Genomic DNA, 11,915 nt, shown 5'->3' with positions numbered 1-11,915 from the left:
CTACAATCGAGCGCGACGGCCATCGCCGGCCCGCCGGCCGCTCCGGTGGGCCGGCCTCCTCCCAACCTTCCGCTCTCCCTCTATGGCAACGCTATTTCTCGTGCGCCACGGCCAGGCCTCCTTCGGCGCGGCCAACTACGACTGCCTGTCTGCGCAGGGCCGGCAGCAATCGCGCTGGCTCGGCGAGTATTTCGTCGAGCGCGGGGTGCGCTTCCGCCGCGTGATCGCCGGCTCGCTGGTGCGCCAGCAGGACACCGCCAGCGAGATCCTGGCCGCCATGGGCGAGGCCGGTGCCGGACTGACGATCGAGACGCATCCGGGCTTCAACGAGTACGACGGCGAGGCGCTGTACTGCGCCCACACCGGCGGCGCCGATCATCGCGCGCATCAGAACGGCGACTATGCGGACTACTGGCGTACCTTCCGCGCGGCCTTCGCGGCCTGGACCTCCGGCACGCTGACCGGCATGCCCGAGAGCTGGGACGAATTCGGCAAGCGCATCGCGGCGGGACTGGCGCACGGCGCCGAGGGCTCGGCGCGCGAGGACGCGATCCTGGTGGTCAGCTCGGGTGGCGCGATCGGCCGTGCGGTGGCCGACATGCTGCACGCGCCGGCGCAGACGGCGATCGAGCTGAACCTGCAGTTCCGCAACACCGCCTTCTGCGAAATCATCTGCGGCCGCAATACGCAGCGGCTGCTCAGTTTCAACAACGTGCCGCATCTGGAGCGCGCGGACCGGCGCGGCGCGATCACGTTCGCCTGAGCAGCACGGCTGCCGGCATCGCCGGCGTCCGTCGGCGGTCACCCTCGTTCTTCCCGGCATTTGATCGGCAACCTCGGAGCCCCCATGCAACCATCCCAGTTCGAAACGCTGCGCTACGCCGTCGCCGACGGCATCGCCACCATCACGCTGCACCGGCCGGAACAGATGAATACGTTCAACGCGCAGATGATGCAGGAGCTAATCGCGGCCTTCGATGCCACCGACGCCGACGATGCGGTGCGGGCGGTGGTGGTGACGGGCGCGGGACGCGCGTTCTGCGCCGGCGCCGATCTGTCCTCGGGCGGCTCGACCTTCGATTTCGAGAAGCGCTACGGCGCGCCGGCCGACGCGCCGCACCGCGACGGCGGCGGCCGTGTCGCGCTGCGGATCTTCCGCAGCCTGAAGCCGGTGATCGGGGCGATCAACGGCGCCGCGGTAGGCATCGGCGTGACGATGCAGCTGCCGATGGATATCCGGCTGGCCTCGACCACGGCCAAGTTCGGCTTCGTGTTCTCCCGCCGCGGCATCACGCCGGAGGCCGCGTCGTCGTGGTTCCTGTCGCGCGTGGTCGGCATCTCGACCGCGCTGGAGTGGTGCTACACCGGCCGCGTGTTCCCGGCCCAGGAGGCGCTGGAGCGCGGCCTGGTGCGCTCGCTGCATGCGCCCGACGAGCTGCTGCCGGCGGCCTACGCGCTGGCGCGCGAGATCGCCGACAATGCCGCGCCGGTGTCGGTGGCGATCTCGCGGCAGATGATCTGGCGGATGGCGGGCGCCGCGCATCCGATGGAGGCGCACAAGCTGGACAGCCGCGCGATCCAGTCGCGCGGGCGCTCGCCGGACGCGAAGGAAGGCGTCGAGGCCTTCCTGCAGAAGCGCCCGGCCGCGTTCCCGCAGACCGTGTCGCGCGACATGCCCGACTTCTTCGACTGGCAGGGCGAGCCGCCTTTCGTTTGAGCGACTTTTGTTTGAGCGACGTTCGATGGGGCGCCGTTCGTTTCAACGCCGTCCGTTTTAGCGCGCCGGGGACGCCCCGGGTCGGAGCGCCCTGCCTTCGAAGCCTACTGCCGGCGCGCGTTGACCACCGCGTCGGCGACGTTGGCCGGCGCCTCGGCGTAGTGCTTGAACTCCATCGTGTAGGTCGCGCGGCCCTGGGTCAGCGAACGCAGCGAGGTCGAGTAGCCGAACATCTCGGCCAGCGGCACCTCGGCGCGCACCAGCTTGCCGCCGCCGCCCGCGATCTCGTCCATGCCGTGCACGATGCCGCGGCGCGACGACAGATCGCCCATCACGTTGCCGGTGAACTCCTCCGGGGTCTCGACCTCGACTGCCATCATCGGCTCGAGCAGCACCGGACGCGCGCGCCGCATGCCGTCCTTGAAGGCCATCGAGCCGGCCATCCGGTAGGCGTTCTCGTTCGAATCGACCTCGTGGTACGAGCCGAACACCAGCGTGACCTTGACGTCCACCACCGGGAAGCCAGCCAGCACGCCGGCATTGAGCGTCTCCTGGATGCCCTTGTCCACCGCGGGGATGAACTCGCGCGGGATCACGCCGCCCTTGATCGCGTCGACGAACTCGTAGCCCTTGCCCTGCGGCTGCGGCTCCAGGTCGATCACCACATGGCCGTACTGGCCGCGGCCGCCCGACTGCTTGACGAACTTGCCCTCGACGCCCTTGATCGCCTGGCGGATGGTCTCGCGATAGGCGACCTGCGGCTTGCCGACGGTCGCTTCCACGCCGAACTCGCGCTTCATGCGGTCGACCAGGATTTCGAGGTGCAGCTCGCCCATGCCGGAGATGATGGTCTGGCCCGATTCCTCGTCGGTCTTGACGCGGAACGACGGGTCTTCCTGCGCCAGGCGGTTCAGCGCCACGCCCATCTTCTCCTGGTCCGCCTTGGTCTTGGGCTCCACCGCCTGGGAGATCACCGGATCGGGGAAGGTCATCCGCTCCAGGATGATCACGTTGGCCGGGTCGCACAGCGTGTCGCCGGTGGTCGCCTCCTTCAGGCCCACCGCCGCGGCGATATCGCCGGCCCGCACCTCCTTGATCTCGTTGCGCGTGTTGGCATGCATCTGCAGGATGCGGCCCAGACGTTCGCGCTTGCCCTTGACGGGGTTGTAGACGGTGTCGCCCGAGTTCACCACGCCGGAATACACGCGGAAGAAGATCAGCTGGCCGACGAACGGGTCCGTCATGATCTTGAAGGCCAGCGCGGAGAACGGCTCGTCGTCGCTCGGATGGCGCTCGGCATCGCGATCGTCCTCGGTATGGCCGCGGATCGCGGGCACGTCGGCGGGCGACGGCAGATAGTCGACCACCGCGTCGAGCATCGCCTGCACGCCCTTGTTCTTGAACGCGCTGCCGCACAGCATCGGCACGATCTCGTTGGCGATCGTGCGCTGGCGCAGGCCGGCCTTGATCTCGTCCTCGCTCAGCGCCTCGCCGCCGAGGTATTTCTCCAGCAGCGACTCGTTGGCCTCGGCCGCGGCCTCGACCATCCGCTCGCGCCACAGCTGCGCGGTGTCGACCAGCTCGGCCGGGATCTCCCGGTATTCGAAGCGCACGCCCTGGCTGGCCTCGTCCCAGACGATGGCCTGCATGCGCACCAGGTCGACCACGCCCTGGAAGTGGTCCTCGGCGCCGATCGGAATCTGCACCGGCACGGCCACGCCCTTCAGGCGCTCGGCGATCTGCTCGCGCACGCGGAAGAAGTCCGCGCCGACGCGGTCCATCTTGTTGACGAAGGCCAGCCGCGGCACGCCGTACTTGTTGGCCTGGCGCCAGACCGTCTCCGATTGCGGCTGCACGCCGCCTACCGCGTCGTAGACCATCACCGCGCCGTCGAGCACGCGCATCGAGCGCTCGACCTCGATGGTGAAGTCGACGTGCCCGGGGGTGTCGATGATGTTGATCCGGTGCTCGGGATACTTGCCGGCCATGCCCTTCCAGAACACGGTGGTGGCGGCCGACGTGATGGTGATGCCGCGCTCCTGCTCCTGCTCCATCCAGTCCATGGTGGCGGCGCCTTCGTGCACCTCGCCCAGCTTGTGGCTGACGCCCGTGTAGAACAGGATGCGTTCGGTCGTGGTCGTCTTGCCGGCGTCGATATGCGCACTGATGCCGATGTTGCGATAGCGCTCGATGGGAGTTTTGCGGGCCACGACAATCTCCTGAGTTAGGGGCCTGAGTAGAACCTGAGTAGAACCTGAATAAAGGGGTCGGAGAAAAGAGGGGAGTTAGAGTAGCACTATCGGCGAAGTTGCGTGCGGCGCGGGATTGGCGGCTCCGCGGCGTCGGACGGACACCGGTCGTCCGGCCCTTGGGCATCGGTTACAGTGCGCCCATGGCGGCCCGCCCACCGGGCCGAGGACCGGTTTCGACGAGGCTCCCGCGACGATGAACCTGCGATGTCATCTGCCATGGCTGGCGCTGATCTGGCTCTGCGCGATCGGTACCGTGCCCCACGCCGGTGCGGCCACGCCCTTGGGCAAGCCCGCGGCCCATCCCCCGTCCGCTACGTCGGCACCCGCCTCCGAGGCCGCCGCCAGCGTGCCGCTGGCGCAATCGCTGGACCAGGTCATCGAGACGCTGCAGAACGACCAGCAGCGCGCGGCGCTGGTCGGCCAGCTGCGGGCGGTGCGCGACGGCCTCGGCGCGTCAGCCCCGGCGGCTTCCACGGCGACGGCGGCCTCGGACGCCGAGGCCGGCGGACTGGTCGGCGCGCTGGCCGAAGCGGTCGAGCAGGTCGACGACCGGCTCGGCAAGGATCAGGGGCCGTGGCGCTACTGGAGCTGGCGCCTGCGTTTTGCCGGCGAGGAATGGCAGCAGGCGCTGACCGATCGCGGGCGGGGCAGCGCACCGCGTTCGGCGCAGCTGTTCGCCGCGGTGCTGGCGGGCTGGGCCGTCGGCGGCTGGCTGCTGCACGAACTGGCGCGGCGCGTGCGGGGCCGGCTGATGCGGCCGGTCGATCGGGTCCAGCTGCCCACCGTGCCGTCGTGGACCGACGTCGGCATCTTCATGCTGCGCCGGGTCGGCCCGTGGGCGATCGCCTTCGGCGTGGCGATCTGGATCGTGCGCGCGCTTGCGCTGCATCTGGTGCCGGCCGGCGTGGCGGCGCTGACGGTGGCCTACGCGCTGGTCGCCGGCGCGGTGCTGTCGGCGGTATCGCAGACGCTGTTCGCCGTCTTCAACACCGCGCACCGGCGGCGCGCGGTACTTGACCTGCACCAGCACTCGCGCCCGGTACTGTTCGCGATCGGCTCGCTGGCGGCGCTAGGTGATGCCGCGACCAACGCGCGCGTGATCGCCGCGCTTGGCGTCAACCTGTCCGCCGTGACCGCCAATCTGTCCAATATCGCCGCGGCGCTGCTGATGGCCTGGTTCTGCCTGCGTTTTCGGCGGCAGATCGGCCATCTGATCGCCAACCGGCCGCTGGCCTTCCGCCAGGCCCATCCCGCCATCACCGATGTGCTGCGGCTGGCCGGCGGCACCTGGCACCTGCCGGTGCTGGCGGTGGTATTCGCCTCGGTGGTCGGCACCCTGCTCGCCGCGGGCCATGCCGACGACTATCTGGGCCGGACCATCCTGACGGTGGCGCTGCTGGTCGCCGCGCTGGCGCTGACGGTGGTGACCGGACGCTCGCCCCAGGCCACCCAGCATGGACCGCGGCAACGCTGGCAGCGGCGTTCGGCCTATCTGGCGCGCTTCGGCCGCTTTGCGGTCGCGCTGGTGCGCCTGGCAATCTGGCTGGGTTTCCTGGAGCTCGCCAGCCGCGTCTGGGGCAATTCGCTGCTGCATCTGATGCATTCGACCGCGCTGGGCCGCCGCTTCGCGGACGCGGTATTCGGCGCGCTGGCCGCGGTGCTGCTGTCGTGGCTGTTCTGGCTGGTGATCGACACCGCGATCACGCAAGCGCTGTCGCCGGGACACGGGCGCGGGCAGCCGCCCAGCATGCGCGCCCGCACCATCCTGCCGCTGCTGCGCAACGCGGTGTTCGTCGCGCTGCTGGTGATGGCGCTGATCGCGGTGCTCGCCAACCTCGGCGTCAACGTGACGCCGCTGATCGCCGGCGCCGGCGTGGTGGGCCTGGCCATCGGCTTCGGCGCGCAGACGCTGGTGCAGGATCTGATCACGGGGCTCTTCATCGTGATCGAGGATTCGATTGCCATCGGCGACGTGGTTGAGCTGCCCGACCACAGCGGCACGGTCGAGGGCATGACCATCCGGACCATCAAGCTGCGCGACGGCAAGGGCGCGCTGCACGTGCTGCCGTACAGCCAGATCAAGGCGATCAAGAACCTGTCGCGCGGCCATGCCTTCGCGGTCTTCAATATCGGCCTGCGCTACGACAGCGACCTGGACCGCGCGATGGCGCTGATCCGCGAGGCGGGGGACGAGATCGCGCAGGACATCCGTTTCACGCACCGGCTGCTGTCGGGGTTGGACATCCTGGGGCTCGACCGCTTCGATCCGTCCGGCCCGGTGGTGCTGGCCCAGTTCAAGACGTTGCCGCTGGCGCAGTTCGAGATCACGCGGGCGTTCAACGCGACGCTGAAGCAGAAGTTCGACGCGGCGGGGATCCGCATGGCCTCGCCCTACATGACGCTGCAGCTGGACGGCGGCGGCGCGGCGGACGTCAAGCCGCTGATTGCGGGAAGCGAGGGGAGTGCGGGGGCGGCGTAGGGATGCCTGGCACAGGAAGAACGCTTCGAACCGCTTCCCACCCGCCCAACCGCTTCCAAATAAAACGAGCGGAGATTTCAGCGCTGAAATCCCCGCTCTTGCCTTGCTCGCTTGCCGCACCCGGCTCGCCGCGCGGACCGCTATCGGATCGTTTCCGCCGGCTTACGCCGCCTCACGCGGCCTTATGCCGCCTCATGTCGCCCTATTTGCCGCCCTCTGCCGCCCTATGCCGCCCTATGCCGCCTTGCGATGGTGCTTGCGCTCGGGCCGGCATTCGTACTTGATCTCGTGGCGGCCGTCCTCGTAGACCACCTCGAGCCGCACGGTGAAGCCCCATAGCCGCGTGACATGGCGGATCACCTCCTCGAAGTTCTGCGCCAGCGGCCGGCGGTCGTTCTGCAGATGGCGCAGCGTCAGCGAGCGGTCGCCGCCGACGTCGACGTTGGTCACCTGGATGTTCGGCTCGATATTGGACAGGTCGTACTGGCTGGCCAGCAACTGCCGGATGCGGCGATAGCCTTCGTCGTCGTGGATCGCCGTCACGCGCAGCTTGCTTTCGCGGTCGTCATCCAGCACCGAGAACAGTTTCAGTTCGCGGATCACGCGCGGCGACAGGAACTGCAGCAGGAAGCTCTCGTCCTTGAAGTTGCGCATGGCGAAGTCCAGCGTCTTGCGCCAGTCGCTGCCGGCGATCTCCGGCGCCCAGCGATAATCCTCCTCCTCGGGGCGCTCACACATGCGGCGCAGGTCCTGGAACATCAGGAAGCCCAGCGTGTAAGGATTGAGCCCGCTGTAATAAGGGCTGTGGTACGGCGGCTGGTAAATGACGTTGGTATGCGCCTGCAGCAGCTCCATCATGAAGGCGTCGTTGACCAGCCCCTGTTCGTACAGCTCGTGCAGGATGGTGTAGTGCCAGAACGTGGCCCAGCCCTCGTTCATCACCTTGGTCTGGCGCTGCGGGTAGAAGTACTGCGCGATCTTGCGCACGATGCGGACGATCTCGCGCTGCCACGGCTGCAGCTTCGGCGCGTTCTTCTCGATGAAGTACAGCAGGTTCTCCTGCGGCTCCGGCGGGAAGGTGGCCTCGGCCTCGGGCGCTTCGTCCTCGGTCACCAGCGCGTGCGAGCGGTGCTTCGGCAGCGTGCGCCACAGATCGTTGACCTGCATCTGCAGATAGTTCTCGCGCTCTGCCTGGCGCGCCTGCTCCTCGGTGATCGACAGCTTCTTCGGCCGCTTGTAGCGGTCCACGCCGTAGTTCTGCAGCGCGTGGCAGGAATCGAGCAGCAGTTCGACCTCCTGCTCGCCGTAACGCTGCTCGCATTCGGCCACGTAGTTCTTGGCGAACAGCAGGTAATCGACGATGGCGTCCGCGTTGGTCCAGGTGCGGAACAGGTAATTGCCCTTGAAGAAGGAGTTGTGGCCGTAGCAGGCGTGCGCGATCGTCAGCGCCTGCATCGGCATCGTGTTCTCCTCCATCAGGTAGGCGATGCAGGGATTGGAGTTGATCACGATCTCGTAGGCCAGGCCCATGTGGCCGCGCTGGTAGCTGCGCTCCGAAGCCAGAAAGTGCTTGCCGTAGGACCAGTGGCTGTAGCCGACCGGCAGCCCCGCGGACGCGTAGGCGTCCAGCATCTGCTCGGCGGTGATGATCTCGATCTGGTTGGGATAGGTATCGAGGCCGAAATCGGCCGCGATGCGCGCGATCTCCCGGTCGTACCGCTGGATCAGTTCGAAGGTCCACTCCGAACCGGTAGAGAGGTATGCCATTTCCCACCCCCATGTCGGCGGCCCGCGATCGCGGCTCCGCCGGTTAGCCAAGGCCTGTCCGGCGCGGCACTCCTGCATGGACACCATGCCCGGGCGCCGCTGCGCCGGTGCATCGACGCATCAAGGCGTCAGCGCATCAACGCCCGGTGTTCGGCCAGGCCGCCTTCTTCTGAAACAGGTCGTGCAAGACCGGATAGATCTCGTCCGCGCCGATGATCCGCTGCATCGCGAAGTTCTCGTGCGCGCCCTTGACCGTCATGTACTCTTCCCACAGGTTCTGCGGCTCCTCCGACGCGACTTCCACATAGGCGTAGTACTGCACCAGCGGCAGGATCGATTCGCGCAGCAGCCGCCCGCACAGCTCCGAGTCGCCGGCCCAGTTGTCGCCGTCCGACGCCTGCGCGCAGTAGATGTTCCACTGGCTGGCCGGGTAGCGGTTGTGGATCACGTCGACCATCAGCTTCAGCGCGCTGGACACCACCGTGCCGCCCGATTCGCGCGAGTGGAAGAAATCTTCCTCGTCGACTTCCTTGGCGACCGTATGGTGGCGGATGAAGACGACGTCGATGCGTTCGTAGTTCCGCTTCAGGAACAGGTACAGCAGCATGAAGAAACGCTTGGCCAGGTCCTTGCGGCTCTCGTCCATCGAACCCGACACGTCCATCAGGCAGAACATTACCGCCTGCGCCTGCGGACGCTTCTTCAGCACGCGGTTGTTGTAGCGCAGGTCCAGCTTCTCGATGAAGGGCACGCGATCGATGCAGGCGCGCAGATGGCGCATCTCCTTCATCATCTCCTGCGCGCGGGCCGTGTAGGGACCCTCTTCCTCGAGCACCTCGCTGTACTGCTGCTCGAGCGCCTGCAGGCGCCGCTGGTAGGGCCCGGACAGCGCGATGCGGCGGCCGAGCGAACTGCGCATCGTGCGCAGCACCGACAGGTTCGAGGGCGTGCCGTCGATCGAAAAGCCGGCGCGCACCTTGCGCACCTCGGCGATCTTGGCCAGATGGCGCTTGGCCATGTCGGGCAGCGCCATGTCCTCGAAGAAGAAATTCAGGAAGTCCTCGCGCGAGAGCGTGAAGACGAAATCGTCCTCGCCCTCGCCCGAGTCGCTCGCCCGCGAGCCGGTTCCGCCCGCCCCTTGCTGCTGGCGGTCGAAACTGTCTCCGCGGACGAACTTCTTGTTGCCGGGGTGGATCCACTCGCGCTTGCCACCCTGGCCATGGTGGAAAATCGGCTCGGAGATGTCCTTGACCGGAATGGACACCTGCCCGCTCTGTTCGATGTCCATGATCTTCCGGCCGGACACCGCCTTCGCTACGGCTTGCCGAATCTGCTCGCGGTAACGCTTGATGAAACGCTGCTTGTTGACCGCACTCTTGTTGCCGCCATTCTCCCGCCGATCGATGACCGTGGCCATATTGGTTGCCCTCGTTCAGAGGCCCCGTGCAGGCGCCGTTACGATGATTTTCGAACGCGCAAGTACCACTCCACCAGCAGCCGGACCTGCTTGGGCGTATAGCCCTTCTCGACCATGCGGTTGACGAAGTTCTCGTGTTTCTCCTGGTCCTCGCGCGAGGACTTGGCGTTGAAGGAAATGACCGGCAGCAGGTCCTCCGTGGTGGAGAACATCCGCTTCTCGATCACCATGCGCAACTTCTCATAGCTGGTCCAGTTCGGGTTCTTGCCGCCGTTGTTGGCCCGCGCCCGCAGCACGAAGTTGACGATCTCGTTGCGGAAGTCCTTCGGGTTCGAGATACCCGCCGGCTTTTCCACCTTCTCCAGCTCGTCGTTCAGCGCGTTGCGGTCGAGGATCTCGCCGGTATTGGGATCCCGGTACTCCTGGTCCTGGATCCACAGGTCGGCGAACACCACGTAGCGGTCGAAGATGTTCTGGCCATATTCGGAATACGACTCCAGATACGCGGTCTGGATCTCCTTGCCGATGAACTCGACGAAGGGCGTCGTCAGGTATTCCTTGATGTACGAGAGCAGCTTCGCTTCCTGCTCCGGCGGGAACTGTTCGCGCTCGATCTGCTGCTCGAGCACGTACAGCAGGTGCACCGGATTGGCCGCGACCTCGGTGTTGTCGAAGTTGAAGACCTTGGACAGCACCTTGAACGCGAAGCGCGTCGACAGCCCGCTCATGCCCTCGTCGATGCCGGCGTAGTCGCGATACTCCTGGTACGACTTCGCCTTCGGGTCGACGTCCTTCAGGCTTTCGCCGTCGTAGACCCGCATCTTCGAGAAGATGTTCGAGTTCTCCGGTTCCTTGATCCGCGTCAGCACCGCGAACTGCGCCATCATCTTCAGCGTGTTCGGCGCGCATGGCGCGGCCGACAGCGAGCTGCTGCGCAACAGCTTGTCGTAGATCTTGACCTCGTCCGACACGCGCAGGCAGTACGGCACCTTGACGATGTAGATCCGGTCGAGGAAGGCCTCGTTGTTCTTGTCCGCCTTGAACGATTGCCATTCGGCCTCGTTCGAGTGGGCCAGGATCACGCCGTCGAAAGGAATCGCGCCGAAGCCTTCGGTGCCCTTGTAGTTGCCCTCCTGCGTCGCCGTCAGCAGCGGGTGCAGGACCTTGATCGGGGCCTTGAACATCTCGACGAACTCGAGCAGGCCGCGGTTGGCCAGGCACAGGCCGCCGGAGTACGAGTACGCGTCCGGGTCGTCCTGCGGATAGTCCTCGAGCTTGCGGATATCGACCTTGCCGACCAGCGAGGAGATGTCCTGGTTGTTCTCGTCGCCCGGCTCGGTCTTCGCGATCGCGATCTGCGACAGCACCGAGGGCCGCAGCTTGACCACGCGGAAGCGCGTGATGTCGCCGTTGAACTCGTGCAGGCGCTTGACCGCCCATGGCGAGGCGATCGTGTTCAGATAGCGGACCGGGATGCCGTAGTCCTCCTCCAGAATCTTGCCGTCTTCCTCGGGCGAGAACAGTCCGAGCGGCGATTCATGGATGGGCGAGCCCTTCAGCGCGTAGATGGGGATCTGCTCCATCAGCGATTTGAGCTTCTCGGCGAGCGAGGACTTGCCGCCGCCGGGAGGCCCGAGCAGGTAGAGGATCTGCTTGCGTTCCTCGAGACCCTGCGCGGCATGCTTGAAGAACGAGACGATCTGCTCGATCGTGTCCTCCATGCCGTAGAACTCGCGGAAGGCCGGATAGATCTTGATGACCTTGTTGAAGAACAGGCGCGACAGGCGCGGGTCGTGGTGCGTGTCTACCAGCTCTGGCTGCCCGATCGCGGCGAGCATGCGCTCGGCCGCGGTCGCATAGGCAGTAGGGTCTTTCTTACAGATCTCCAGATACTCCTGGATGCTGTATTCCTCTTCCTTGCGAGCTTCGAAGCGCGTGGCGTAGTGGCCGAAAATGTCCATACCTCACTCCCGTCAGAGTCTCGTCCGAGGCGAACGCAGTCCGTCTGCAGGTAGGTACCCTGCCTCATTCCACGTATCAGCCTTTGAATACCGCCACCCCGGCTTGGCGGAAGACTGACCATGTTGCGAAGTCTTTACTTCATCATAGTCAAATAACGCCCAGGGGGAAGAGCTTGTTGACGCGCATTGCGCACTGGCAACGGCGCGGTCCTGCTCGTGAAAACTGCGTTCTGGCTGCGTGCGACTGAGCGGCACGCTGACCGGTTCGCACTGGGCGGCGCGACCATGTTCTGGGACACACCTTACACCTTTCCCTTTGGTG

The 11,915-nt window shown here is 66.3% G+C and carries 7 protein-coding genes; 3 read left to right on the top strand and 4 right to left on the bottom strand.

The features are described 5' to 3' along the window. Positions 1-82: 82 nt before the first annotated feature. Both K7G19_RS09565 and K7G19_RS09560 read left to right on the top strand, forming a co-directional pair. Complete coding sequence (locus K7G19_RS09565; RefSeq protein WP_226107006.1) at positions 83-763, top strand: histidine phosphatase family protein; 681 nt, start codon at positions 83-85, stop codon at positions 761-763. Positions 764-847: 84 nt separating this feature from the next. Beyond that, positions 848-1,717 carry a crotonase/enoyl-CoA hydratase family protein gene (locus K7G19_RS09560; RefSeq protein WP_149318654.1) on the top strand — a complete coding sequence of 290 codons (870 nt, stop codon included), beginning with the start codon at positions 848-850 and terminating at the stop codon, positions 1,715-1,717. Positions 1,718-1,821: 104 nt separating this feature from the next. Here K7G19_RS09560 and fusA read toward each other — a convergent pair whose 3' ends face one another. Then, complete coding sequence (fusA, locus tag K7G19_RS09555; protein ID WP_149318653.1) at positions 1,822-3,927, bottom strand: elongation factor G; 2,106 nt, start codon at positions 3,925-3,927, stop codon at positions 1,822-1,824. A gap of 235 nt (positions 3,928-4,162) precedes the next feature. Between fusA and K7G19_RS09550 the strand changes: the two genes are divergently transcribed. Then, positions 4,163-6,448 carry a mechanosensitive ion channel domain-containing protein gene (locus K7G19_RS09550; protein WP_226107004.1) on the top strand — a complete coding sequence of 762 codons (2,286 nt, stop codon included), beginning with the start codon at positions 4,163-4,165 and terminating at the stop codon, positions 6,446-6,448. A 234-nt stretch (positions 6,449-6,682) separates the two neighbouring features. Here K7G19_RS09550 and K7G19_RS09545 read toward each other — a convergent pair whose 3' ends face one another. From K7G19_RS09545 to K7G19_RS09535, 3 genes are all read right to left on the bottom strand, one after another. After that, positions 6,683-8,215: a SpoVR family protein gene (locus K7G19_RS09545; protein ID WP_149318651.1), complete on the bottom strand. Its 1,533-nt coding sequence runs from the start codon at positions 8,213-8,215 to the stop codon at positions 6,683-6,685. Between the two features lie 136 nt (positions 8,216-8,351). After that, positions 8,352-9,632 (bottom strand): YeaH/YhbH family protein, encoded by a 1,281-nt coding sequence (locus tag K7G19_RS09540; RefSeq protein WP_149318650.1) that lies wholly within the window; start codon positions 9,630-9,632, stop codon positions 8,352-8,354. A 38-nt stretch (positions 9,633-9,670) separates the two neighbouring features. Continuing rightward, entirely contained in the window at positions 9,671-11,593 is a 1,923-nt protein-coding gene (locus tag K7G19_RS09535; protein ID WP_006576790.1) for a PrkA family serine protein kinase, read from the bottom strand. Positions 11,594-11,915 lie beyond the last annotated feature (322 nt).

It is taken from the genome of Cupriavidus sp. DB3 (genome assembly GCF_020418465.1).
Taxonomy (GTDB): Bacteria; Pseudomonadota; Gammaproteobacteria; order Burkholderiales; family Burkholderiaceae; genus Cupriavidus; species Cupriavidus cauae.
This window is presented reverse-complemented; position numbering and strand designations above follow the sequence as displayed.

Coding starts and splice junctions, on each gene's coding strand:
- K7G19_RS09565 (WP_226107006.1), top strand. CDS start 83: ATGGCAACGCTATTTCTCGTGCGCCACGGCCAGGCCTCCTTCGGCGCG.
- K7G19_RS09535 (WP_006576790.1), bottom strand. CDS start 11,593: ATGGACATTTTCGGCCACTACGCCACGCGCTTCGAAGCTCGCAAGGAA.
- K7G19_RS09550 (WP_226107004.1), top strand. CDS start 4,163: ATGAACCTGCGATGTCATCTGCCATGGCTGGCGCTGATCTGGCTCTGC.
- K7G19_RS09540 (WP_149318650.1), bottom strand. CDS start 9,632: ATGGCCACGGTCATCGATCGGCGGGAGAATGGCGGCAACAAGAGTGCG.
- K7G19_RS09545 (WP_149318651.1), bottom strand. CDS start 8,215: ATGGCATACCTCTCTACCGGTTCGGAGTGGACCTTCGAACTGATCCAG.
- K7G19_RS09560 (WP_149318654.1), top strand. CDS start 848: ATGCAACCATCCCAGTTCGAAACGCTGCGCTACGCCGTCGCCGACGGC.